Source organism: Richelia sinica FACHB-800, from assembly GCF_014698825.1.
Lineage (GTDB): Bacteria > Cyanobacteriota > Cyanobacteriia > Cyanobacteriales > Nostocaceae > FACHB-800.
This window is the reverse complement of sequence record NZ_JACJTT010000018.1, coordinates 74,978-101,783: the sequence shown is the minus strand read 5'-3', so window position 1 is coordinate 101,783 and position 26,806 is coordinate 74,978. Positions and strand designations below refer to the sequence as shown.

General features: G+C 39.1%; 22 protein-coding genes and 1 tRNA gene. 5 read left to right on the top strand and 18 right to left on the bottom strand.

From position 1 onward, the window contains the following. The 14 genes from H6G73_RS14095 to H6G73_RS14030 form a co-directional block, all read right to left on the bottom strand. On the bottom strand, positions 1–1,668 hold a 1,668-nt coding region (locus tag H6G73_RS14095), incomplete at its 3' end, for an SdrD B-like domain-containing protein (protein ID WP_190605464.1). A 312-nt stretch (positions 1,669–1,980) separates the two neighbouring features. Continuing rightward, entirely contained in the window at positions 1,981–2,205 is a 225-nt protein-coding gene (locus H6G73_RS14090; RefSeq protein WP_190605462.1) for a PEP-CTERM sorting domain-containing protein, read from the bottom strand. 543 nt (positions 2,206–2,748) lie between these two features. Next, entirely contained in the window at positions 2,749–3,099 is a 351-nt protein-coding gene (locus tag H6G73_RS14085; protein WP_190605461.1) for a hypothetical protein, read from the bottom strand. 357 nt (positions 3,100–3,456) lie between these two features. Further along, entirely contained in the window at positions 3,457–3,780 is a 324-nt protein-coding gene (locus H6G73_RS14080) for a hypothetical protein (protein ID WP_190605459.1), read from the bottom strand. Positions 3,781–3,807: 27 nt separating this feature from the next. Then, positions 3,808–5,976, bottom strand: a complete 2,169-nt coding sequence (locus H6G73_RS14075; RefSeq protein ID WP_190605457.1) for a peptidase domain-containing ABC transporter — start codon at positions 5,974–5,976, stop codon at positions 3,808–3,810. A gap of 271 nt (positions 5,977–6,247) precedes the next feature. Then, positions 6,248–7,759 carry an HlyD family secretion protein gene (locus tag H6G73_RS14070; protein ID WP_190605455.1) on the bottom strand — a complete coding sequence of 504 codons (1,512 nt, stop codon included), beginning with the start codon at positions 7,757–7,759 and terminating at the stop codon, positions 6,248–6,250. Positions 7,760–8,470: 711 nt separating this feature from the next. Beyond that, positions 8,471–8,761: a CTB family bacteriocin gene (locus tag H6G73_RS14065; protein WP_190605453.1), complete on the bottom strand. Its 291-nt coding sequence runs from the start codon at positions 8,759–8,761 to the stop codon at positions 8,471–8,473. A gap of 105 nt (positions 8,762–8,866) precedes the next feature. After that, complete coding sequence (locus H6G73_RS14060) at positions 8,867–9,145, bottom strand: CTB family bacteriocin (protein ID WP_190605451.1); 279 nt, start codon at positions 9,143–9,145, stop codon at positions 8,867–8,869. Between the two features lie 370 nt (positions 9,146–9,515). After that, complete coding sequence (locus tag H6G73_RS14055) at positions 9,516–9,905, bottom strand: CTB family bacteriocin (RefSeq protein ID WP_190605449.1); 390 nt, start codon at positions 9,903–9,905, stop codon at positions 9,516–9,518. A 357-nt stretch (positions 9,906–10,262) separates the two neighbouring features. Next, positions 10,263–10,616, bottom strand: a complete 354-nt coding sequence (locus tag H6G73_RS14050) for a CTB family bacteriocin (protein ID WP_190605447.1) — start codon at positions 10,614–10,616, stop codon at positions 10,263–10,265. Between the two features lie 436 nt (positions 10,617–11,052). After that, on the bottom strand, positions 11,053–11,772 hold the full coding sequence (locus H6G73_RS14045; protein WP_190605445.1) for a diacylglycerol/polyprenol kinase family protein: 720 nt from the start codon (positions 11,770–11,772) through the stop codon (positions 11,053–11,055). 75 nt (positions 11,773–11,847) lie between these two features. Next, positions 11,848–11,921: transfer RNA gene (locus tag H6G73_RS14040), tRNA-Arg, on the bottom strand. Between the two features lie 33 nt (positions 11,922–11,954). Continuing rightward, complete coding sequence (locus H6G73_RS14035) at positions 11,955–13,052, bottom strand: tocopherol cyclase family protein (RefSeq protein ID WP_190605443.1); 1,098 nt, start codon at positions 13,050–13,052, stop codon at positions 11,955–11,957. A 409-nt stretch (positions 13,053–13,461) separates the two neighbouring features. Next, the gene (locus H6G73_RS14030) at positions 13,462–14,418 is read right to left on the bottom strand and encodes a glycosyltransferase family 2 protein (protein WP_190605441.1); all 957 of its coding nucleotides are present in this window, start codon (positions 14,416–14,418) and stop codon (positions 13,462–13,464) included. A 117-nt stretch (positions 14,419–14,535) separates the two neighbouring features. On the opposite strand from H6G73_RS14030, the gene H6G73_RS14025 reads away from it, so the two are divergent. From H6G73_RS14025 to H6G73_RS14010, 4 genes are all read left to right on the top strand, one after another. Then, complete coding sequence (locus H6G73_RS14025) at positions 14,536–15,777, top strand: glycosyltransferase family 4 protein (protein ID WP_190605440.1); 1,242 nt, start codon at positions 14,536–14,538, stop codon at positions 15,775–15,777. 40 nt (positions 15,778–15,817) lie between these two features. Further along, a complete protein-coding gene (locus tag H6G73_RS14020) occupies positions 15,818–16,027 on the top strand; it encodes a hypothetical protein (RefSeq protein ID WP_190605437.1) in 210 nt (69 codons plus the stop codon). A 237-nt stretch (positions 16,028–16,264) separates the two neighbouring features. Next, complete coding sequence (locus H6G73_RS14015) at positions 16,265–17,431, top strand: helix-turn-helix domain-containing protein (RefSeq protein ID WP_190605436.1); 1,167 nt, start codon at positions 16,265–16,267, stop codon at positions 17,429–17,431. Positions 17,432–17,759: 328 nt separating this feature from the next. Beyond that, the gene (locus H6G73_RS14010) at positions 17,760–20,522 is read left to right on the top strand and encodes a GAF domain-containing sensor histidine kinase (RefSeq protein ID WP_190605474.1); all 2,763 of its coding nucleotides are present in this window, start codon (positions 17,760–17,762) and stop codon (positions 20,520–20,522) included. Here H6G73_RS14010 and dnaN read toward each other — a convergent pair. Beyond that, on the bottom strand, positions 20,512–21,660 hold the full coding sequence (gene dnaN, locus H6G73_RS14005; protein WP_190605434.1) for a DNA polymerase III subunit beta: 1,149 nt from the start codon (positions 21,658–21,660) through the stop codon (positions 20,512–20,514). The two genes, H6G73_RS14010 and dnaN, sit on opposite strands and share 11 nt — an antisense overlap. Positions 21,661–22,124: 464 nt before the next feature. Further along, positions 22,125–23,498 (bottom strand): chromosomal replication initiator protein DnaA, encoded by a 1,374-nt coding sequence (gene dnaA, locus H6G73_RS14000; RefSeq protein WP_190605472.1) that lies wholly within the window; start codon positions 23,496–23,498, stop codon positions 22,125–22,127. A 252-nt stretch (positions 23,499–23,750) separates the two neighbouring features. Between dnaA and H6G73_RS13995 the strand changes: the two genes are divergently transcribed. Beyond that, on the top strand, positions 23,751–25,013 hold the full coding sequence (locus H6G73_RS13995; protein WP_190605432.1) for an HhoA/HhoB/HtrA family serine endopeptidase: 1,263 nt from the start codon (positions 23,751–23,753) through the stop codon (positions 25,011–25,013). A gap of 160 nt (positions 25,014–25,173) precedes the next feature. Here the strand turns inward: H6G73_RS13995 and H6G73_RS13990 are convergent, their stop codons facing one another. Continuing rightward, the gene (locus tag H6G73_RS13990; protein ID WP_190605430.1) at positions 25,174–26,346 is read right to left on the bottom strand and encodes a hypothetical protein; all 1,173 of its coding nucleotides are present in this window, start codon (positions 26,344–26,346) and stop codon (positions 25,174–25,176) included. 192 nt (positions 26,347–26,538) lie between these two features. Next, a complete protein-coding gene (locus H6G73_RS24850) occupies positions 26,539–26,730 on the bottom strand; it encodes a CbtB domain-containing protein (protein WP_190605428.1) in 192 nt (63 codons plus the stop codon). Positions 26,731–26,806 lie beyond the last annotated feature (76 nt).

Below are 26,806 nucleotides of genomic sequence, written 5' to 3'. Positions count from 1 at the left end.
TTGGGTTGTGCCTGTTGTGGTGTTGGCATCGGAATCCAATGTATCATCACCTGCATCTGCGGTGGTGAGGACATATCCACTGGGGGCAACAAATTCCACTTGGTATTGTCCGGGGGTTAAGCCACTGAAGAGGTAGTTGCCGTTGGCATCTGTGGTGGCTGTGACGGGGGTGCCACCGACGATAACGGGATTGCCATTGCCATCTAGTAATTTAACTGTGACACCTGCTAGTCCTAATTCACCATTATCTTGAATACCATTGGCGTTGCTGTCTTCCCAAACTCTGTCTCCTAAACTTGCGGCTAGTAATTCACCGAAGTTGTTGTTTACGCCATTTGTGCCTGATGTCAGGATAATGTTGGATACTTGGTCGTTACCTAATGTGCCACCTTGTGAACCAACTGCATCTTTACCATCTAGAAAACCATCAGGTTGGCTTTCTACCAGTTGGTATGTTCCTGGACGTAAGTTGCCGAAACTGTAGCTACCGTCAGCAGCGGTGGTGGTTGTTAAGGTGACGCTACCTAAATCGTTTGTTCCTGTTAGGGTAATGGTTACGCCACCAATACCGCTTTCTGATGTGCCTTTAACTCCATCGTTGTTAGCATCTACATACACAACACCAGCGATGCTAGAATTTTTATAGAAGCCGGCATCATTGGTCGTGTCATTCTCTCCAGAAGACAAGTTAATCAGTCCAGTGGTGAAGGTGCTGACGTTTGGATCTGAATCCTTTGTATCATCTGTTCCCTGATTCCCAGGGCTGATGGCATCATAACCAGCAGGTTTCACAAACTGGACTTTGTAGTCACCAGGTAGAGTTTCAAAGGAATACTTCCCATTTGCATCGGTAGTAGTGCTGCCAACTAATTCTCCGGTATCAATGACGTTGTTGTTATTTGCATCAATAAATAGGTTGACGGTTGCACCGGCAATCCCTGCTTCACCCGCATCTTGAATACCGTTTGTATTCAAATCGTGGTAAACAAAATCTCCTAATTTTGCTAATGAAACACCGATAATTATAAATTGGCGATCAACGGGATTACTATCATTAGGATTAGTATCTGGGGCTAAAATAACGCCAACTTTTCCAATAACCTGTTTACCAAAAATCGTAGTGTATTCATAACTGGGAATAAACCCTTCCCCATTCGCTAACGCCAGAGATATAATTCTATCTGCTCTTGCTTGATTGTAAGGACCTAAACCAGTTGTCGAATTTTGATTGTCAATTAAAGACCAGATGGCTCTTTGAACATCGCTATAAGTAACAACACCTAAACTGCTACTATTTTGGTCTAATAATGTTTCTCCAACAAATGACTGGTTTAAAATCCAGTTGAGTAAATCAAAATTTTCAGGATATTCAATATTACCAAAACCTGTTGGTGCTCCTAGTAAAGTTGATTGTGCGCCTAGTAATTGATTAGGCAGTTGTTCATAGGTAGAGTATACCTTAGCTGTTAAAGTTCCACTGGTGGGAATTCCCCGATCTGTATCTATACAATAACCATCAAACCAACCAGCAAGGGTATTGTTTCCAGTAACCTGAACATCAAAGTAGCTATCTTGCCCAAACCTATTACCGAAGCTTGATTGTAGTGAGAAGTTAAAAGTTACTTGATCTGGAAGAGATAAATTTAAACGCGATAATAAGTCAGCCATAATAAGATTCTCTGAATGTTGTACAAATTTATGAACAAGGTGATAGGAGAAATTTTTATTTGCTATGCCTTTTTTATTGTTATTCCTATAAATGTTGCTAAAAAGGAGTAACAACTGGCTGATGTAATTGCATAATCATCTTTAAATCTGGAAACCTTGGTTAGTTGGTTTTTCCAGATAATTAAACAAAACAGGTAAGTGCTTCTCTTCTGAGAACTGAAGATATGGGTTTTTACAGCTAGATAGACCTAGACCTGATACACTTACCTGCCGCTAACACAATTAAAAATTTCTACCAAAAATTAATGCAATTTACTTGGTAGCTTTTTTAGCATCAAGAGCTTTCTTGCCTATAAAACCACCAACTAAAAGAGTTCCTAGTATAGCGGATGGTTCGGGTACGGGTTGGGGACTAGGTATACACTGACCAAAAGTATCAAAGTTATTTGATGGGCAAGCTGTGGCAAAGGCAGGTGCAGAAGAAGCAGCGGACAGAGCGATCGCGGCAGAAGCAACAAGTAAAGTCTTTTTCAACATAACTACTCCAGTAAATCCACAGATAGGTATGACAGACCAAAGCTGGTAGAAATCTCAGCTAGGTTCTCTATTGAACACTTTGTAGTGCAGTAATGTTACAGTTACTGATGGACATCACTTTTCATAAAATAGGTTGAATTACTGATATAGTAAAGTGCTAAAAACCAACTTAATCAAATCTTTAATATAAAATTCCTTTAACTTGGTATTTAGGTTAACTCGAAAAAACACGTAGCTAAGGCTAGCAAAATAAATATAAAACCTTGATTTATAAAGAGTTGTGGAGGAAAAAAAAGTGAAGTAGGTGCAATTAAACAAGGTTATATAGGTCAAAATATTGGCATTAGTATGTGCTAAAGCACATTGTAAAATTGATAGTAGGTGCAACATATAGGTTTGCTGGAACGTCTTTAGAGCATTTTTCAGGTGCAGTTTATGTACTCATAAATCTACTCTTGGATCTTCAGTTCAATAGAAAATGTCCTGATCAGGACACGCATAATCAGGACAAAATAAGACGCATAAAAACTTGTAATAACAGGTTTAGCGACTAATACCGCCGAAGTTACCGTAGCCTAAGCCACCATAGTTACCATAATTACCCGTGGTATTTGGGTAAGTGCCATAAGCACCATAATTACCAATACCTGGATAGTTGCGGTAGCCACCATAATTGCCATAGTTACCATAAGTTGGATAGTTGCCATAACCACCATAACCAGGGTAGTAACAGCCACCATAACCCCCATAATTACCATAGTTACCGTAATTATTGGGATAACGACCATAACCACCATAATTATATGGTGAGTATTGTCCTCCAGAAACATATTGCTGTTCCTGACAAGATAGTTCTTCCACTAAATTAGATTGGATGATTTGATTAGATATCATAATTGACCTCACTCAATTACTGATAAAATCAGATGTTTAGACATCTATGTTTTTATTATTAAGTTTTTCTACCAAAACGCAATTAGGCTTCAGTTAGAACTCAAAGATAAATATTTTATGTCTTTCGATATAATTAATAGTAGTTTTTTTAAATAATTCTGTGGTTTAAATTGCTTCAATACTTATGAATAATGGAGTAATTAATGGCTATGGTGGAATTAAAGAAAATTCCACTCAAGACACAATAAAAATAATTATATATTGTGATTAGTGTTAATAAATAAGCCAATTTATAAAAGCCAACAGAAATTTTAAATTAAAGCCAAGGTAGATTTAAATGTATATAAACATTAGTCCTTATGAAAATAATCTTCCAAGCAAATTAGATAATAATTGCTTACATCCATTGGCACCATTATTAATATTGGGTACAACAAAAGTCAAAACAGAACCAAGTGTGAATTGAGATAACTTATATTTAGTGCTTTGTGAATCTGAATCTCCGGCACCAAGAGTTAAATTTCTATCGGCGCTAGTTTCGATGTTGGTATTTTGTAAGTATAAAAGATTCTGAACCATAAAGTCATTATTGTCTCCTAGACCTGCTTGAAAAATTTGTTGTTCTTGGGGTGACAATTCTGTGAATAATTCAGGATTGAGAAATGGCAACTTTTCATCCATAAAATTTAAATCCTCACACCAATAATTCTAAATGGTTAAAAATTTGAGATGTTCACCTTGTTGAGCAAGAAAAGTTTCTCGACTTCCTTGGAGTTTAACTTGGCCTTGTTCGAGTAAAACTATCCAATCGGCTCGATTAACGACACTGGGACGGTGAGTAATGAGAATTGTGGTTTTACCCTTGCGGAATTCTAGGAGACGGTCTAAAACATGGGTTTCACTCACTGGGTCTAAGCCAGCTGTAGCCTCATCAAGAATGAGGATAGGTGGATTGGTGAGAATGCCCCGTGCGATCGCTAATCTTTGTCTTTGCCCACCTGATAGGTTAGCCCCAAATTCTCCTAATACAGTTTGATACTTATTTGGTAATTGGCTGATAAAACCATCTGCATCAGCAATTTCACAAGCTCTCACAATTTCTTCAAAAGAAATATAGGGAGTTCCTAGACGGAAGTTGTCTAAAATAGAACGACTCCAAAAATGAGGTTCTTGGGGTACATAAACTACTTGTTGTCGTAAACAATCAAGAGCTAAGTCATGAACATTAAAAAAGCCGATTCTGATATTACCGGAGTTAGGCTGATATAACCCAGCGATGAGTTTGGCTAACGTGCTTTTTCCACAGCCTGATGCACCAATTAAAGCAATTACTTTTCCTCCTGGTAATTTCAGAGAGAAATCTTCTAATAAATCTACTCTTCCAGCATGGTGAAATATTAAATGAGAAAGACGAATATCTGCATCAGCAGAAATTTTAGCGACTGGTTTTTGACTACCTCCTACCACTTCAGGTGTGGCATCAATGACTTCTAAAAGGCGGGAAATTGCTGTTTGAGAACGGAAATATTCATCAACTAAACCTACCAATGTGCTGATGAGATTGAGAACATTGACTTGTAGGGCATTAAATGCCAACATTTGTCCAATGGTCAATTGCTTGTTAATTACTAAAATACTACCTATGCCTAATAAGATTACCCCTCCTAGAGTAGAAAGTAGTTTAGAAACAGTACCATTAATAATGCCAATTTGAATGGTGCTAAAAGTCAGATTAGCAAGACGACCAAACCGACTTTGAAATTCATCCCAAAATTGGGGTGCAGCATTGGTAGTTTTAATAACCTGTGCGCCTTTAAATGTTTCTACTAATACGCCTTGATTTTCTGCGCCTAAAACTAGTAAGCTACGAGTTTTTTGTTGCAGAATTGGTAAAAATGGTAAGGTAGATAAAGTCATTAATGCTGCAAATACAATTACCGCAACAGTTAATTGCCAGCTATAAAATAGCATTAAGCAAAAAGAAATGACTGCAATGAAGAATTGGCTAGGCAACAGAACAACAACTTGGGAAACTAATTGATTGATTTCGTTAATATCACCTAATCGGCTAGTTATTTCCCCACTGCGACGAGATTCGTAGTAGTTTAAAGGTAATTGAAGAATTCTGCGTCCAAAATCTAAAACTAATCCTAATTGTAAACGTTGACCAAATTGAGCAATCATCACAGCTTGTAAAACTTGCAAGCTACTACTAAATAAGGTCATAGCAACTACAGCAGTAACAACAACTGTGAGTAATTGAGTATCACCCCGCACTAAAACATCATCTGTGAGCAACTGAATTAACACGGGAGTTCCTAAAGCCAAAATACCCAGGATGACGTTAATTAATAAGACTTGGAAAAGTAAATTACGATAGGGTAACACTCTCTGGAAAAAGCGTCCAAATCCTCCTTTGGATTCTTCTTGGGGTTGTTGGAAAAAACGCTCTGGATCTGGTTCTAGCAGAAGCATTACGCCATTCCAAGCGTCTGTTAGTTCTTCGCGAGTAACGTAGCGAATTCCCACAGCCGGATCAGCAATTACGAATTTTTTACCTTTTTGATCATATAAAGTTACCCAATGGTAGCCGCGCCAATGAATGATTGCGGGTAATTGTATTTCTTTAATTCTGTCTATGAGTTGAGGTGCAGCTTTCACGGCTCTAGCATTAAAACCTAAGTTTTCTGAACCTCTTTTTAAGCCAAGTAAAGTTGTTCCTAATTGTCCAGTGCCTACAGCTTCGCGACTTTTATTAATACTTAAGAATCTACCGTAATATTTACAGATAGAAACTAGACAAGCAGCACCACAATCTTCCTCACTGGACTGTAAAACACATTGATAATTTTTTTGAGGTTTGATTAGATTCAACATGGTCAACCAAGTTTGAATTTTGAATTTCTGTCAGATTTGAGAAATTATGAAATGGGACAAAGATGATGAGGTAAGGTAACAGGTGACAGGTGATAGGTGATAGGTGACAGGTGACAGGTGACAGGTGACAGGTGACAGGTGACAGGTGATAGGTGACAGGTGACAGGTGACAGGTGACAGATAAGAGTAAGGAACTCCTGTTCACGCAGCGTGCCGGAGGCATACTCCTGAATTACTGTTCGCGTAGCGTGCCGTAGGTATACTTCTCAACTTACAAATCAGTGATTAATCTGCCTTTTCTCAAAATGAATTGCATGACTGTTTCTTCGCGCGAAATGATATCGGCTCTACCTTCCATTCCTGGTTGCAGATGACATTGCCGATCGCCTCTTTGCAAATAGGGGTTCTCTGGTTCGATGGTGACTTCGTAACCAGCAGGTTGGGAAGTATTGATTCCTGGTGTATCGGTTTTGGGTGGTTGGATGGCATCTGGTGCAACGGTTTTGACTGTGCCGTTGAGAGTTCCGTAATCTGGATAGGGACAAGCGGATACTTGCATTTGAACTTTTTGATTGACTTCCACCTTATTGATATCTTGGGCTGGTACGTAAGCTTTAATCAGTAAAGGTGCATTCAAAGGAGCAATTTGGGCGATCGCTTCACTGGGTTGTAGTACCTGTCCCGGATTCCGCAGTTTTAATTGCAGTATGGTTCCACCAATGGGAGCGCGAATCACACTCTTATTCAAGTCATTTTGTGTCTGTTGTAGTTCCTGACGAGAGCGAATCATCTGCTTTTGCATTTCCAACCGTTGTTGCAGGAGATTCTGTTGTTGTTGTTTGAGTCCAGCTAAATTAGCTTCTCCTTTCGCTTGTTCTTGTCTGATTCGTTCAGCGGCTACAATCACACTAGAATTACTGGGATTAATAGCTGCTCTGGCTTTATCTAAGTTAGTTTGTGCGACTTCAAAAGCTTGTTGTTTTTCCTCCAACTGGTTTTTAGCATTGTTTTTCGCTTGTTCTAACTGAGCCGCAGCAGATTTCACAGCTTGTTCCTTTTCCTCCACCATACTGCGAGATATGGCACCAGAAGTGGCAATTCGTCCCAAGCGATCGCGTTGCACCTTGGCTAAATTTAATGCGGCTTGTGCCTCCTCTATGGTCGCTGTTAACACCTTTTCCGTCTGTAATCGTTCCAGTTGGGATTTCGCTAACCTCAAAGCCACCCGTGCTTGGGTCAATTCTGCATTAGCTCTGATTTGTCTGTCTAGAAAATCGCGTCTTGTGCCGACTAACTCAGCTTGTCCAGCGACGACAGTACGACTGATTAAATTAGCCTGAGCCACAATCTGAGTATTAATTTCATCTAATTGAGCATCAATTTGAATCAGTTGTAATTGACTTTGCTGAATGCTGCTGTTTAGCTGCATTTTTTGAGTTTGCAGACGAGAATCATCAACGTAAGCGATCGCTTCTCCTTGGGAAACTATCTGATTTTCCTTCACTACTATTTTCTGTACCATGCCAGAAATAGCTGATTCTACAAGCCGCAAATCTCCCACTGGTCTAATAGTTGCAGGGACTTTGACAGTAACTTTGTATTTAAGTACCGTCGTCGAACCTACCCCCAAACAGAAAATACTCACCAGCACTATCACACCCACACTAGTCCACTTATGAATGTGGGGTAGAAAATCATTGAGATCGACTACAGGTAACTGCTCGGCTATAGGTTCATTGACCCAACTTCGAGAATTATGTTCCTCGCTACGTAAGAAGTTCACGACATAGCACCTTTGATGTTTGAGCAAAAAAATCAATTCAAAACCCAGTTATCTAGAGTTGTTCCGATAACTCCACATAATTTGATTGGAAGGCTCCTGTCATAGAAAAATAACTGTCTGAAGAAATATGTCTTTCAGCATCGACAAAAATAAGAGACTTGTAGCTGCCAGAGAAATCAAGCATACAGGCATTTTCAACCGCTCTCCAGGCGATCGTTCTATCTTCACTAATCGCAATAATCTATTTAACACAATTATAAATAAATTTCTCTCCCCAGAGTGATTTTTCAACTTATCAATCAGATATGAACAATGCTAAAAAATCTATAGAAATGGATAGAAAATTAACTCAAATATGAAACGGTAACATATACTGCTAACTGCCCCAAACATCCTGATTGATAATCCTCTATAATCATGAGTGGGGGAAGAGAAAAGTTTAACCCTAGCCTATCAAAACTTTTCTCATATTTCTCCAGTGTGATGCACTGAGAAAAAATGAGGAGAACGCTCAAACTCCCTCAAAGACCTCACTTACATTGAGCGAGTAGTTACATCTCCTCTCCCCCCTTCTTACTAATAACAATTCCTGTTGTTTGACAGATAAATCAGAGATAAATTTTATGATTCTGAAAGGACATACCATAATTCATCACCTAAGTAATTGAATTCATTATTTTGACTATATAAACATATAAAAATGTCTACTTCCTAACTTGAAAAAGGCAAAGTTGGTGTCATCATATTCAAACTAAGTGGAGACATCATTCCTCCAGAATCAGATGACAACATAGAGAGTGAGCTACTATTGACATCAGACATAATTGTATTTATCTGTGATGAATTACCTGTCGGTCCAGCAGAATTAGTTCCAGTGGTATTTGCCAACCTTTGCACAAAATTATTGTTGCTAATTTGCGGATTGTTGCCACCCATCAATAATTCCTGTTGCTCCTCTAATAAATCAACAAGTAATTTATCAGTAATGATTTTGACCAACATAAATATTTTCGCCTCTCTGATTTTTGAACAAAGGTAGCAGAGGCAGTAGCAGCAGGACAGTAATAGGATCACCTCTGTCTACCTTGAATACATCAGCCTCCAGCACTATAAAATTGGTGCAATACCTAAAGCATTAATTCCTGTAGGTATCGCTAGTGCACCTAATCCTAAGAAATCTTGTGCAGCAGTATTCACAGTTGAACTTATACCGGCTGAATTCGCAAAACTACCATTAGGCCCAGAAAAAGTTAAGCCACGTAATGATACAAGTCTATTGGCAAAATTGCTGCCAGCTAGCTCAAAATCCACACCACCAATCAGCAACTCTTGTTGCTGATCAGATAATTCAAAACATGAATCACATTTAATGCTTGGACATGTCATGATTATTAGCCTCACTTACAATTGCAACCAACCAATTCCAGCACTTGACTACGAAATTTGAGATGCTTAGTTCATACCTTCCCAAAACTTTCAGTCGAAAATTCTCAGAATCTTTCAACAACGCAGAGATTTTAGTGCTAGATGAAACAAATTAACAGGGTAATCTCTGCAATTAATTATCCATGAAGTAAGCAGATAATAATTGCAGAGTGTGGGTAGGGTTGGAAAAAGCATCACTGTTTTATGAACAGTAGACATCTCCGACAAATATGCGTTTTCTTAACCCTTGTAGATTTCATAAAACATCTTTACTGTTTCGGAGATGTCTAATTAGCACCACCATCAACGCAGATTTACAGCTAGAGGCTGACTATAAAAGCGCAGGGCCTGCGGCCGGTGCGCCTAAACCAAAGCCGCCTAAGGGGCTGGTAAGTGCAGGATTAATAAAAGCTTCACCACCTGGGCCTTCTGTTGCTAAACCGTTGAGAATAGGTGCAGCACCTAAGGCCCCAATTCCTCCAGGTAGGGCAGGTGCGCCTAATCCTAAGAAATCTTGAGATGCAGTGTTAACTGCGGATGTTGTACCAATAGAGTTACCAGTGCTACCTCCTGGGCCGGAAGCGGTTATACCTTGCAGGTTTGCTAATCTGTTGGCATAGTTGCTACCTGCTAATTCAAAATCCACACCACCAGTTAAAAATTCTTGCTGCTCATCAGATAAGGTCAATAACAAATCTGATGCCATATTTTGATCTGACATGAAATCTTTCCTCACTTACGTTTTTATACAGCAGTGGATTTCAGATGATTCAGATGTAAAAAGCCTAAGACAAAATTTATTTCTGCGCTTCTGAAACCCCTAGTGGCTGACTCCCCAAGTAAAAACAAATAACTATCCAAGTCGGTAGACATAACTACATGAATTGCAATTAATTTTCGGTCATCTGAGCCTGGAAAACTTTGCAATCATCTGTGAGTTATGAATAATATTGCAATTACCAACATTAATTAGGGAAATTAAAAATAGACCTCTCATTTTAATTTTTAATTTCCCTCTTTTACCTTCTTCTCCTGGTAATAGACTCCAGTTTGACATTCTCTAATTACAGTGCTGGAGTTAAATCAGACCACCGAAACCAGGAGCGCCCAAACCTCCACCGAAGCCAGGGCCACCGAAGCCACCACCTACTGGAGCTTCTGCTGCTAAACCATTGAGAATAGGCGCTGCACCCAAAGCCCCAATGCCTCCAGGTAGGGCAGGTGCACCCAGTCCCAACAAGTCTTGAGATGCGGTGTTAACTGCGGATGTTGTACCAATAGAGTTGCCAGTGCTACCTCCTGGGCCGGAAGCGGTTGTGCCTTGCAAGTTAGCTAATCTGTTGGCATAGTTACTACCTGCTAATTCAAAGTCTACGCCACCAGCGAGTAATTCTTGTTGTTGATCAGATAATGAAATAAACAAATTAGACATGACCGTTAGCCTCACTTACAATTTGCGGTGGTTACCCACCTAAGTACCCAACTATAAGCATTTTTGGCAATTAGTTCATAAATCTCAGGGTAGAAATAAAAGTTGTAATTTTCTTTCTTTTAGTAGAGATATAATACCAATTAAAAATTGAAGAATTAAAGATTGAAAACCTATTATTTGATCAGGATTTTTAGGTTAAATCCGTTGCTTTCTTTGTACAAATACATATAATTATTTTTGATTTTTCTTAATTAGGGTTTATTTAATCAATGCCAACTGTAATAAATTCAGATTGATTTAAAATGATCAAGATATAAAGACAACCAATGAAACCCTAAAAACTCAGGTATGTTTTCTGATTGGCAATAATTCAAAAAATTTGAACTATTTCTTCCTCCTGGCTCAGGCTGATGATGAATAACTTTTACAGCAAGTCCTAATTCGTTACATTGGCATTAGTTAGGAATTGAATTAAAAAATAAGCTATTCCTGCACTACCTATAGGGACTGTCAAGTTATCAATGCCTAAAAAGGCAACAGCTTCTAAGGCGGTAGAAAGTAGGGCAACCACTGATGATACTACCCAAATCTGCCAGATATTCCCTTGACTAGCTAATAAAATCAAGCTGCAAATTATGTAACTCACTATAGTAACTGTTAAAGAACCTTCCCAACTTTTTTGTGAACCGAAAATCTGATATTTATGTTTACCAAAATTCTGACCAATTAATGCCGCTAGACCGTCTCCCCAACTCATGATCATAATTCCGATAGCAGCATATTCTGGTTGTTGTGAATACCAAAACCAGGCAACCAAAACACCAATACTGACTGCGTAAAAAAATGTACCTAAACTCCGACGACCCACATTATCAATCCCTGGCAGAATAGGGAAAATGTAAGATAAAAGAGTGACTATGCTGGCTACGATTGACGCTATGATGCCGACAATGCCGGGGATATCCAGCCACCAAGCAATTAAAATAATGTGGCCAATGCCAATATGAACTATTTTGCGGATGAGTTCAGGGTTGGTTTGGTTGAAGCGGCTGACCAGCCAAGCTGTGAAAATCACAATCACCAGCCATGAGAAAGCGATCGCTATTTTCAGCCACAATGGAAGTATAGATTGTAAGCTCAAAAGTGTATTCAACAATGATGGCAACAAAGATAATTTTGACTTTAGTTTAGAACTACTGGTCAAAATTGACAAATATATCAGGGATAGTAACGGGACTGGTGCGACTTGAACGCACGACCTAGCGCTTAGGAGGCGCTCGCTCTATCCAACTGAGCTACAGCCCCAAGTGTAAAGCATTTACAATCATAGCAGGAGTGCTAGTCAGATTGCCAACTCCTCACCCAGGAACTACCACCAACTTCTAAGCCACAAAGATTACTTTCTGCCACCAGAATAGTTTGCGATTTTTTGCCTATTCGTTTTCGCAATTCTAATGATACGTGACCTTGCATAGTATCACGACAACAGAATTGTAGTCCTTGTGCTGTGGGTGCGCGTAACGGAGTTCCTGGTAGGTCGGTAGTTCCTGTTAATTCAACTTCGTAGTCTAAATTGCTGGCTCGCATTTGCCATTGACCCCAAGGTTGAATGTCCCACTCTACTTTGGCGTTCCAAGGAACAAATTCATAAAATTTACCTTGGTAATGAATGCCAACCATTGCGACTTCTTCCATCCACCACAATACACCACGTTTCCCACCACCAGCAGTTAAGGCTAGGTCTGGTTGTTGGTTAAAAGAGTTGCAGTTTAACCAAAACCATTTTTGGGGAAAAGCACCACCCCAATTTTTTTCACTATAAGCTGGGGCGTTGGTAAATTCATAGATTTGACCATTCCAGTCTACCCAACCACTAGCTAAACCATGGGCCATTAAGATTTGCCATCCAGGCTCAAAAATCTGCAAAAATGATAACCAGCCAGCAGTTGACTGTTGTAAGGTATGTTGATTACCCCAGCCGTAGATGGGTTGAATTTCGTAGTACCAACGGCAATATTTACCTGTGGGGCGATCGCTAATTATGCCTTGATTTATAGTAGATGTAGCCTGATAACCTGATTGAATTTGTTGTGTAAATTCTTCAGGTGGCAAATACTGGGGGGAAATTTGTAAGTTAGTCTGGCCCCAGTGACCTAAGCCTAAAACATCACGACTAGCCCAAAATTTACTGACATCGGGAAAGGTACGACAGAGATATTCATCATTAGGGCCAAGAACCTGGGCTGCACCTCCACTGTAAGGTTGATTACCTTGCGGGTCTTCAATGGAGTACATAAACGCGAAGGTCTGTCTAATTTCTGGTAATGTCACCCGATAATACCAACCTTCAAAAAAGCGGCGGTTATTGTGGTTGTAATGATAACCACTGTGGGGTGTTTGCGAACTCACGCAAAGATGTTTGGGAATCTTCAACATAAACAGGACTTACGCATAGGCTAAGAAATAAATGGGTTTTTTACGAATTCCTGTTATTAAAGGTTCTAGTGTACCTGGCAGATTGATTAGTTTTGCTATTCGCAGACATTGGTCATATCATCTATACTATCACCCACTGGTAATGATTTGCCCTATTTACTATGACCACCATAATTAAGGAGCGCAAAAAAATACTGAATATAGGTGATTTTTTGTCATAGTGAGTAGGGATAGTTAGTCATGAAAAGTAAAAATTGCAATTACGAATGGTTGTGATTATATCAAGCTGAGTATAAGTATTACCCACTACAGGTGTACATCTACCCAGTGAAATCTGCTGTATTAATTGGAAAATCAGATATAACCTGTGTCAAATATTCTTGCAACTTACTGTATTTGATTTCTTCTGCTAATTTACTTGTTTTAATTTGAGTAATTTGATTTTTATTGACTTACCCCATATTTTAGGTATGGTGTAAATCTGCCAAAATATTAAATTCCACAAATAACCATACTGTGGATAACATTTAACTAACAGAAGGTCTGCTATTAAATGCAATCGGGGTTCTTTTAGTGTACTCTCTCGAACAATATATCTAATTTGCTCTGGTTTCGGCGGAGCATGGCCAATTATGGCATCTTTTTGATAAAATTTTGCTTGTATAAATAAGCCTAATAATCTATCCAAATTCCACAAAGGTAACCAAGTTAAAGCACCCATGATATTCATCGCTTGGGAAAGTTCATAAAGTGCTGGTTTTACTTTTGTAGTTTGCCAAATTTTGTTATTAAAGTTTTCAAAATGAATACCATTTTGGTCCCTTCTTTCTTGCCAAGGAAATATTATGTGTCGAATATCTAAAGGTTTATCTAACGGAGCAATAGGCACTTCTAGCAAACCTGTGTAATTGCCTTTTTGAAAAGGAAAAGGATTTTCTGGTGTTTTTTTACAAATTTCTAATTGTCTCACATCAGGAATTGTTTCCCATTCTTGTTTAATTCGAGCTTCATCGGTATAGTGAATATTTTGGATTTTCAGCCGTAATACCCAACTTTCTGGGAAAATTTGAAAGTATTTTAAGGTGAAATCTAAAATCTCTGGATGAGCAAAATCATCATCATCTAATGCCAAAACATAATCACTGTCAACATTGAGCAACCCGACAAATCTTTGAATAACTTCGCCTTTATATGGACTAGTTAAATTTCTTATTCTGGGGTCATCTATATTTTTGATAGTTGCAGCAGGTGGATACACTAAAATAAACTGGACATCACCTTTGATTTTTAGTAACTGCTCTAACCAATAATCTGAAAAATTTCCGCGTGTAGCAGTAACAATTGTTAAAAGAGGTTTGGTGTTCATTTATTTATTCTTTGTGGGAGTTAATCAATTTCAATAATTTACTCTAAGGGAGATAAACTTTATACAAGTGTAATAAATGGTAAGTTATACTAAGTAAACTAAATTTATCAAAATTGTATGCGTATTCTCATGCTTTCATCCACATTTCCTTATCCGCCGAGTCGTGGCGGTACGGAAATTAGAACTTTTAATTTACTCAAGTACCTCCAACAAAACCATGATGTAACTTTAGTGACACAATATAACAAGGGATTATCAGATGATGAAGTTGCTCAACTACGTAGCTATGTCAGTGAACTAAATATTTTCCCTTTACCACCAGATCCCCAGTCTAAAGATTCAGTCAGGGGATTATTAGCCAAAGCTGGACGCTTTATGGAATCTGTGACGAAGGCGACACCACCTAATGTTCTACATCGATATTCACCGGAAATTCAAGATTTTGTCGATAGTTGTGTACAAGCAAAAAAGTATGATGTGATCACTTGTGAACACAGTGTGAATGAAATCTATATCCGTCCCGAATTCCGAGAGCAAGTGAATACAGTGATTGATGTTCACAGTTCAGTTTACGGTTGGATACGCGATCATTTAGAAATGGGTGCAGCACAAAATGCTCTACGCGATCGCCTTTATCTTACCTTAGTTCTCAAACGTTATGAGCAGCGATACTGTAGCAAATTTTCGCAGATTGTGGTGACGACAGAAGATGATCGCCAAGAATTTCTAAAACTCCGTCCGGATCTTGATATTCAAGTCATTCCCAACGGTGTAGATTTAGAATTATTTCCCTACCGTTCCCAAGATCCAGGCGGACACAGTTTAATATTTGTGGGTGCAATGGATGCGTCCCATAACATTGACGCTGCGCGGTTTTTTGCTTCTGTAGTCTTTCCAGAACTCAAAACCCGTTATCCTGATGCCACATTTAGTATAGTCGGAGCTAGACCAACACCAGAGGTTTACACTCTAGAAAAAATTCCTGGAGTGAAAGTGTTGGGGCGTGTGCCAGCAGTGGTAGATTACTTACATCAATCTACTGTGTGTGTAGTACCACTTAGGACGGGTTTCGGAATTAAAAATAAGACCTTAGAAGCAATGGCCGCAGGGATACCGATAGTGGGGAGTGATCGCGGTCTAGAAGGACTAGCTGTGGACAGTCATCAGGAGCCTCTACGAGCCTTGAGAGCAAATCAACCACAGGAATATATTACAGCTATTTGCCAACTCTTTGAGCAACCAAAATTACGCGAGGAACTTTCCCACAACGGTAGATATTTAGTCGAAAGTCAATTCACTTGGGAAATTGCTGGTCAATGTTATGAGCAAGTTTGTCTTGCTGGACAAAACCCATTGTAACCCCAATTCCGTCCTCATTCAGTGCATCACCCAACATCCTATGACTACTTATTTTTACTGTCCGCGCAAAACTATCACACCCCATGCTAATCAAGAAGATAATTTAGAACAGCCATTATGTGATTTTTGCTGGTACGAATATTGTTTTTGTTGGTCTGAATATTGTCTTAAAGAGTGGTATGAAATGCAAATACAGCATGAACGTCAACCTCTGATTGATAAACACCACACCCAAAAAGATGAAGAGTGATGAATACAAGATTTATCAATATATTAAAAACGTGTGAGTATATTGTTCAGTATATTGTTACCTAAATTCATTTACAATTAAACAACTCAGGAAATATACTAAAGCCAAGTATTGAAAAAACTAAAGCTCAACCGTAAATTGTATGAATTAAGCAACCTAGAGAACCTACAAGGCTGTCCCTGTTTACTCTAGTGAAGTTTCTTGAGCCTGCTCTGTCTATATCAAGGGAGGTTTCAGGTGAACATAGATAAGTTTGTCCAACGAGCAGAAGCACTACACCAGCAGTTAGCAGATTTGTACCAGACTGCTAATGTCCTACCTTGGATTCCATCGGATTTACTCCCCCAAGCCTTTCGAGAACTGCACATTACCTCCCGAATGATCAAGTTAGCTGTGGAGGAACTGCAAGACCAAAATGATGAACTGATGGAAACACGCTATATTTTGGAAACAGAACGGCAAAAATATCTCGATTTATTTGAATTATCACCTGATGGCTATTTGGTCACAAATTTAGAAGGAATAATCAAAGTTGCTAATGCCACTGCGGCAAGATTGCTCAACACATCCCAGAATTTATTAGTTAATAAGCCCTTAGTTTGTTTTATTATCCCAGACCAAAAGCGGCAATTTTATAATGAACTGTCGCAAATTAAGCAATCTCCCAATGTCCGGGAAATATTATTAACATTGCAGCCATATCAACAAGAATCTTTTACCGCTGCTTGCACTGTAGTTGGTGTCAAGGGACAAAATAACGGAACAGAAACCTTAAATTGGTTAATTCGTGATATTTCCCTGCGTCCACAACCAGAAGCAGTAGATAGCGCAAATCAGAGTAAGTTAATTCCTTCACGTCCATTAGTGAAATATACTAAAGGTGAGAATATACCTCTTTATCCTTTGTTTATTTGGCAGGTGAATCAAGGTTTGGTCAAGCTGACTACATTGTGTGCTACCGGGGAAGAAGTGTTGATGGCACTAGTAAAAGAAGGGATGGTATTTGGTTCTAGCTTAACTGCTTTACCGATTTACCAAGCCACAGCTATAACCGATGTAGAGTTATTATCCAATTCTTTAGCCGATATCCAAACTTTTCCGAATTTAAGTAATCTTATTTTAGCACAAACAACTCAACGCCTACAACAAACACAATTGCTCTTAATGATTTCTGGTAGACGACGCATACAAGACAGATTAGACAGTTTCCTGGAGTTTTTAAAACAAGAATTTGGTCAACCTGTACCCCAAGGGATTCGTCTTTCGATTCGCTTGACCCATGAAGAGATTGCTAGTGCTTGTTGTACGACGAGAGTGACTATTACCCGCTTGCTGCGTCAATTACAGGCACAAGGCAAAGTCAGGTTTGATGAGGAAAAACATATGATTTTGAGTCATATTTGAAAAAGAGCGATCGCATTTTCACCAGATTCAGTCCCTAATCAATTAAGGAAAAAAATAAAATTTAATCTATTCACACTAGGTCTGTAAAGCTGAGATAAAGAAGTCAGTATGGGGCTGAATTTTAAGGTAATAGCTCAAAAAATGAGATTTATCAACATCAGCATCCTTTTATTGACCAAATCATCTTCAAACAATTACCAAAAATATGTTTTTTTGCAGAGAGATACAGCAGTAATCCTACTGAAGACAAAATCATGAGACAAATCTGAAAATATTATTAAGGCTCAGAGGCTTGAGCAAATAAATTTGGTTTTGTGTTATGAAAGCAATGACCTACACTCGTCCTGGGAGCTTGCAAACGGATATAGCTCAAGAAACCGTCATCCGTCGCATTACTAATCGTATCCGCCAATCGTTAGAACTCCAAGAGATTTTAACAACAACTACGGTGGAAGTACGGTCTTTACTGGGAACAGACCGAGTGATGATTTACCAATTTCATCAGGACGGTAGTGGTCAAGTTATTGCTGAATCTATTTATGAACAGCGTTTACCTTCTTTACTGGGACTAAACTTTCCCGCAGAAGACATTCCCCACCATGCAAGGGAAATGTTCATCAAATCGCGGGTACGGTCAGTCGTCAATGTGGAAACCAAGCAAATTGGACAATTACCGTTAGGTAACACAGAAACAGAAATCACATTAGAAGATATTTGTTACCGTCCTGTGGATGCCTGTCATGTGGAATATTTGACGGCAATGGGCGTAAAATCTTCTGTGGTTGTACCAATTATTCATGGAGACCAATTGTGGGGTTTATTGGTATCTCACCACTCAGAACCTCGCGAAGTGGGAGAACCTGAGTTAGAAGCGATGCAATTAGTGGTAGAACAGTTATCAGTAGCGATCGCTCACAGTCAACTCCTCACCCAAGCCCATGCCAAAGCCGAGCGAGAAGCCACCATCAACCGCATTGCCACCCTCCTCCATTCTCTCCCCACCATTGTCCTACAACCAGCCCTAGAAGCCACGGTAGCAGCCCTTGGTGGTGTTGGTGGCAGGCTATGTGTTCGCAATCATGCCTTTGATTTTCAACATAACCAGTTCAAGAGTTTGCATGATTGTTTAATTCCTGGTAGTGATAATATTCAGCTGTATGTTTGTGGCCAACAACCACTGATTCCCGAACACACAATTTATCCATTACTAGAGCAATATAGTGTTTGGCAACAACACTATCAATCTAGCCATCATGACATCTGGGCAATTAACGACATTTATACAGAAAATAGTTTACGCACCGTTCAAATTGCCTTTCAACCCACTAAGATTCGCAGCCTCTTAATGATTCCTCTCCACTATCGTCAGCAGTTAGTGGGCTATTTAAGTGTCTTTCGGGAAGAAATAGACACAGAAATTCTCTGGGCCGGACAAACCCAAAACGACCATAGAAATATTTATCCCCGACTTTCTTTTGAAACTTGGCGAGAATTTAAACAAGGTCAACCCCAGTGTTGGACAGAAGCAGACATTGAACTAGCTAGAGAAATTAGCAATCATTTTGCTTCTGCAATTCAGCAATACGAACTGTATCAACAAGTACATATATTTAACGAAAATCTCGAAAAACAAGTCAATCGTCGCACCTTAGAAATGCAGAAAACTGCGGAACAACAACAAGCAGTATTTGGTGTGATTAATAAAATTCGTGAATCTTTAAATATTGAAACTATCTTCCAAACTACAACCAAGGAAGTTTGTAACTTAATTAAAGCTGACCGGGTTTCTGTCTATCGTTTCACCCCCGACTGGGGAGGAGAATTTGTTGGCGATTTTGAAGCCGCTAGTCCCCATTGGTCAAACAGTTCTAAAATAACTGTCAATACCACTTGGAACGATACCTATCTGCAAGAAACCCAAGGTGGACGCTATCGCCACAACGAAACCTTTGCAGTTAATGATATCTATCAAGCAGGGTTTCATTCCTGTCATATTGATAATTTAGAATATTATAAAATCCGTGCTTTTGTTCTCGCACCTATTTTTGTTGGACAAAAATTGTGGGGATTACTTTGTAGCTATCAACATTCTGGTACCCGCGAATGGAAAGCAACAGAAGTTAGTTTTATTAGTCAAATTGCTGCTCAATTAGGAGTAGCTATTCAACAAGCTAATCTGTTGGAAAAAACTCAACAACAATCACAAGATATATCCTTAGCCTTAGATCAATTAAAAGCTACTCAGACTCAATTAATTCAAACAGAGAAAATGTCTTCTCTTGGTCAATTAGTAGCTGGTGTAGCCCACGAAATCAACAACCCTGTTAACTTCATTTTTGGGAATCTCAGCCATATTAATGAATATGCAGAAGATTTACTAGATATGGTGAATCTTTATCAGGATGAATACCCAAATCCCAGCCAAAAAGTCATTCAATTAGCAGAAGATATCGACCTAGAATTTATCAACACTGATTTACCCAAGATTTTAGCTTCTATGAAAATTGGTGTCGATAGAATTCGCCAAATTGTCTTATCTTTACGTAACTTTTCACGTTTAGATGAAGCAGAAATGAAAGCTGTGAATATTCATGAAGGTATTGATAGTACCCTATTAATTTTACAGCATCGAATCAAAGCTAGACCAGAATGTCCAGGGATTGAAGTAATTAAAGAATATGGCGATTTACCTCTAGTAGATTGTTATGCAGGACAGCTAAATCAAGTATTCATGAATGTGTTTAGTAATGCTATTGATGCGTTAGAACAATATAGACAATCAACACCTGAACCACGCAGCGCTCAAATTAAAATCAAAACCAGCCTTGGTCAAATTAACAATAATGTTCCCAGCGCAGTCATTCACATTGCTGATAATGGTTCTGGCATTCCTGAACATGTCATTGCCAGGATTTTTGACCCATTTTTCACAACTAAACCAGTAGGTAAAGGTACTGGTTTAGGGTTATCAATTAGCTACCAAATAGTTGTAGACAAACACAATGGCATTTTTAAATGTACATCACACCCAGGTGAGGGTACAGAATTTTTAATTGAAATTCCTATTACCCAAGTTGGTGCTAACTCCTAATTTGTACAGGCATAGCTAAATAGGTCATTTTTAAACCACCCAATGGTGTAAATATCACTGGTGTTAGGTTTTGGTTCAGGTGCATTTGAATTTCTGATGCAGCTAACTCCTTTAACCCTTCCATTAAATATTTAACATTAAAGGCAATATCAATGTTTTCACCGGAAATTTGTGCCGGCATGGACTCTGTACCATTACCCACATCTTGCGCTTCACAAGATAGGGTCATTTCTTGAGCATCGCCATCTAAACTAATTTTAACGATATTATTTTTCTGGTCTGCTAAAACGGCAATGCGCTCTAACATACTAATAAATTGTCGCCGCTCAATAGTCACTTGTCGTTCAAATTGCCGGGGGATTAGTTGGCGGTAAGCTGGGTATTGACCTTCTAATGTACGGCTAGTTAAGCGTTGATTTTGCCAAGCAAATACCACTTGTCCTTGGTCTAAATATAAAGCTACAGTTTCTTCTGCACCTGAACTATGAGCCAACATCCGTTGTAGTTCTCGTAATGCTCTAGCGGGAACAGTCACTTCTAATGGGTCACTTTCCAGGGGATTTTCGTTAGTGGTTTCTACAACTGCCAAACGGTGCCCATCGGTAGCGGCAAATTCTAATGTATCTTGTTTAACCGTCAAATGGACTCCGGTGAGAACTTGCTTGGCTTCGTCTGCACTGGTAGCGAATAAAGAACCTCTGAGTCCTTCAATAAGTGCGGTGACAGTCAGTTGAATAGCTTCGGAATTTTCCACTACTGGTAATTCAGGAAACTCCTCTGCACCCATCGCTCGGACTTGATAACGTCCACTTTTGGGTTTGAGGGTGACAATCATACCCTCTCCCGTGGCTTCAGTTGATTCATCGTCTAGGGTAATTTCCCCTTCTGGGAGACGGGAGGTAATATCTAACAACAGTTTAGCAGGAAGAGCGATCGCCCCACCTTCTATTACCTCTGCCTGAAAACTAGTGCGAATACCCAAGCTGAGGTCAAATGCAGTTAAACTGACCTGATTAGTTTGAGCATCTGCTTGTAACAACACGTTAGCTAGTACGGGATGAGTGGGTCTAGATGGTACTGCACGGCTAACCAGCGAAAGATTGGTACTAAGGTCACTTTGAGCGCAAACTAATTTCATGGTAGAGATTCTGGGAATGGATACAATTCGGCAATTAAAAATTAAATATTAAATATGCAAAATTTTTAGTTCAATTATATTACTCTATCTTCAGACCGATATTACTCCTTTTCCTGCTGTGATTGCCCAGTAGCAAAGGATAGGGTCGCATAACACAAAAATAAATTTTATACTGGTAACTCAGTAGTTGTGGAAATTGTGGAAAACTCTGAGCAGTTCCTTAATTATATCGTTATGCCTGTGGAAAACATGTGGAAAATCACTATAGTTTTTCCACAGGGAATGTATGCTTATACCAAAATACTGTGAATCGCCGGAGGTTTTCCACAGCTTTTTCCACAATTAAATTTTAAATATCTGAATATTAATTAGTTTTAATGATTTTTTATACTTTGCTTAATAATCCCCTGGAATGATGCAGTTGTCAACCAGGGGAGGATGGAGACTCAAGATATTTCTTTCACCTACTTTTGTGACCGACTAGTCATGTTGATGCGATCGCTCAATTGCCGTAAAGTTTGAATAAGGCTCTGATCCGTCTCCTGAAGTTGGGTAATTTTTTCGCAACTATACATCACCGTTGTATGGTCTTTGCCTCCAAACTCCTCACCAATTCTCGGCAAGCTCAAATCCGTATGTTGACGCATTAAATACATACCAATTTGTCTAGCCCAGCTAATTTCTCTTCTCCGAGAATTACCTTTTAAATCTTCCACCGTTAAATTAAACGCATCCGCAACTACGCTTAAAATTACATCTGGTGTTGTTTCAATTTTTTGATGAGGAGTACCTAAAACCGGGGTAATGCTTTCTACAGTCATCGGTAAACCCCAAATGGAAACATAAGCCAAAGCCCGAATTAATGCCCCTTCTAATTCCCGAATATTAGAAGTGTAATTAGCCGCAATATACTCAATGACATCTCTCGGCAAGCGAATATTTTCATACTCGGCTTTCTTCAGCAAAATTGCCATTCTTGTTTCTAAATCTGGGGTTTGAATATCAGCAATTAAGCCCATAGAAAACCGTGAAGATAGACGTTCTTGGAGGCGAGGAATTTGATTCGGTGGTCGGTCAGAGGCAATCACCACTTGCTTTCCTGCCTCATGTAAAGTATTAAAAGTATGAAAAAATTCCTCTTGAGTATATTCCTTCCCTTCAATAAATTGAATATCATCTACTAACAAAACATCCGCAGCCCGGTAATGCTCCCGAAAGCTTTGCATACTATCATTACGAATAGCTGTAATTAAATCATTCGTAAACTGTTCAGTCGAAACATAAAATATTTTAGAATCAGGGCAAATTTCCCAGCGATAATTACCAATAGCCTGCATTAAATGGGTTTTTCCTAATCCCACACCCCCACATAAAAATAAAGGATTAAACTCTCTTCCAGGAGATTCCGCCACAGCTAAAGCTGCCGCGTGGGCCATGCGATTATTAGCCCCGACCACAAACCGAGAAAACACATATTTAGAGTTTAATTCTGGAGTTTTATTTTGACGTTGCCCAACATTTACCGCTACTGGATGTACAGTTGGTGGTTCCCAAGTCTCTCCTTCCACCCCAGAACCAAAACTATCTCCTTGAGCAACAGTAAGATATATTTCGACAGGATAACCTAAGATATCCTGCACGACATTGGCAATTGTATTGATGTAATACTTTTGTAACCAGTTGCGCGCAAAAGGGTTAGGAGTACGTATAACTAAGCAATTATTTTCCAGTCGTTCTGCACTAGCAGTTTTAATCCAAGTTTCAAAGGTGGGACGGGATAGCTCTAGCTGTAAACGCTCTAGTACCTGACTCCACAAATTGTCTATGGGAATTTCCATCATCTACCACCTTTGCCCCTAATCACCACAATAGAAGATATGAGCAAGCTCTAATTTCACACCGAGATGTCCTAGACTTAAACCCAGAACTAGCATTTACGCTGTAATTATTCTGAGCTTAAATAGTGCAGCCTAGCGAAAATGCCACCACAATTCAAAAATTAAGGTAATTTTGTAATTTCACTTTCGCAGGGCGGTACTAAGTGGCCATTATCCTACCACCCACTGACTAACACGGAGAAGCAAGAACTCATGAAGAAATATCATCATCAGCTAGTACCAAAAAATTTAGACACCAGGCTGTTAGTTCACACCTGGAAGCCCAAGCAGATGCTGTGGATGCTATTGTGTGGGTTAGCAGTGTTAGGTGTGGGAGGCTGTGGTAGCCTCAATAGAAGCAATTTGCAATCAGAAGCACCAACAGATAATCAAATTCTCAACTCCAGGGACTCACAACCAGCAATTGCTCCCCCTGCCATTATTTCCAGTAGTGGTGATCCTAATTTTGTGGTCAAAGTGGTGCAACAAGTTGGTGGAGCAGTAGTGAGAATTGATTCTTCTAGAACAGTGACTACTAGTGTGCCAGAGGAATTTGAAGACCCCTTTTTTCAAAGGTTTTTCGGTGGACGGCGAATACAACCTAGACAAAGAGTGGAAAGGGGTAACGGTTCCGGTTTTATTATTAATCCCTCTGGTCAAATTTTGACCAACTCCCATGTAGTAGACGGTGCTGATAGAGTAACTGTTACCCTCAAAGATGGTCGAACACTGAATGGTAAGGTACTAGGTGAAGACCCAGTTACGGATGTAGCAGTCATCAAAATCAATGCTAATGACCTCCCCACCTTGCCCTTAGGTAACTCAGATACTCTGCAACCAGGTGAACCTGTCATTGCCATCGGCAATCCTTTAGGATTAAATAACACTGTCACCTCTGGGATTATTAGTGCTACAGATCGGTCTAGTAGTGATATTGGTGCAAGTGATAAGCGTGTGGACTATTTGCAAACTGACGCAGCTATTAACCCTGGAAATTCTGGTGGGCCACTACTCAATGCTCGTGGCCAAGTCATTGGTATGAACACAGCAATTATTCGTGGTGCTCAAGGTTTGGGTTTCGCTATTCCTATTAATACAGTACAAAAAATCGCTCAACAGTTAATTACCAAAGGTCGGGTAGACCATCCATATTTGGGAATTCAAATGGTAACACTCACACCGGACGTAAAGGAGAGAATTATTAATAGGTTAGGGGATAGAATCAATTTGGTTGCAGACCAAGGAGTATTAGTAGTTAATATTGTTCCTGATTCACCAGCCGCCCAAGCTAACTTTAGACCTGGTGATGTGATTATTAGTATTAATGGTCAACCTGTCACTAAAGTTGAACAAGTACAAAAGTTAGTAGAAAGCAGCAAAATCGGTACTACGTTGCAAGTCCAAGTAGAAAGGAATGGCAGAATTGGGAAGCTATCAGTTAGACCAGCAGCTTTACCTGTAGGTGAAGAAAGTTAGTTGATAAAAATAGGGTGTATTGTTGGTAGAGATGTTCTTTTAGAATATCTCTACCAAACTGAATGTTAATTATCATGCCTAATTATTTCAACTGGAATGGGGGAAAAGTTTTTACATCATCACAACATTCAATAATTTGGATGGATCATAAATTGTAATTTTACAAGGCAGTGACTTTTGGTTTACGCCTCTGTTGTATTAGCATTCCTATGGCCATTCCCATCCCAACAATAATTGTAAAGTAAAATAACCCAATTAATCGGATATAAATAGGTGGTGCAATTCCTTCTACTTCTACTTCCTGTGCTACTTTCAACGTGGAAAACTGCCGACTAGAACTGGGAAGGGGAGTTGCTTCCACTTCAATTTGATGAGGTGAACCATCAAAAAATTGCTCCAACCATGTTAATTTGCCTTCGGAGTTAGGAACTCCTGTATAAGTAAAGACCGTGATATCATGCTCTAGAGCGATCGCTTTTACTTGTAAAGCCACGTCTTGAATCGGCTTCTCTGTGGCAGTATCCTTAACCTGTACTGTGAGATTAGCCAGTTGTCCTACAGTAGCATCCTTATCTCCCTCTAGAATCACTTCTAACCCTTGAGCCTTTTGCACATATGGAGCAATCTTTTCACTACTACTGTGGTGGTGATGTTCACCATGATGATTTTCTGCTACTTCTGCGCTGATATTAATAAATAAAAGAGCGACTATAGCAACTACTGTTACCCCACTTAACAACAGACGCACAGACTGAGGTGCAATTTCTCCTGGCCGTAATTCTTCTTGTCCACCAATTATCCAACCACCTAATAATCCTACTAAGAGTAAAATTGTCGCCAAACATGCAAAATATTGATATTTAGTGGGGTTTTCTGGGACATTCAGATCCAAAATTTGTTCATATGGACTAAAAGCATTTGCTATCAAAGGAGAAACCTTGACTTGTAACTGATATTTACCCCGAATAGGTAGTATTTGCTGAATATCTAGGGTACCATCAGGTGCATTTGCATCTATTTGTAATAATTTTGTTCCCTCCACCATGGGAAAATCTGTTGTTAACCAAGGATGGCGTGATGGAGTCGAAATTTGTAAGTTAATTTGGGCATTTTTCAATGGTTTACCTACAGCATCTACCGCTTTGAGTGTAAGCTTAACAGGATACTGTGGAGTTTTCGCTTCTGCTTCAAAGGGCAGAATTTTTTCCAAAGGAGGATTGGTTGAAAGTAAAACTTTAGGGTTAGGTGCTTGGGCTACTCCTGTCCAGGAATAAAAAATTGACAAAATAATGCAAGCACTACTAATGATCCAGAACAATCTTTTTTTTACCATATAAATAAACATCTATATTCTGAAAAGTTTAAGCATGAATTTTTATTCAATAATCTATGTTAAAAAAATATATTTTTTTGTTTTATTAAAAGTATTGGCGCAGATAACGCGCCATTATACCACCATCAATTGATGGGTTATTTAATTGCAGTCTGCAAATATATAAACCGTCCAATGCTATTTGGATTGATATTAGTGACAAGCAACACCTAAAGTGTGGTGACGCACTGAGTGTGCTGTGTTATGAATCGCAGGGTAAGTAGAGAACAACACTGTCCAAACCACTAGAGAAGATAAAAACATGTAAAGAGTTACTTGAACTGGCTTAGATAGAGTTATATAGGCGCTCTTGTGTAAAACTGAAGAGTAAGATAAAGTAGTCATTTTTTGCCTTCTATATAGTTCACAAGGGTAATTTATCAATTTCGGCAGTTTACCAATTGATTGTCAAAAGATATAC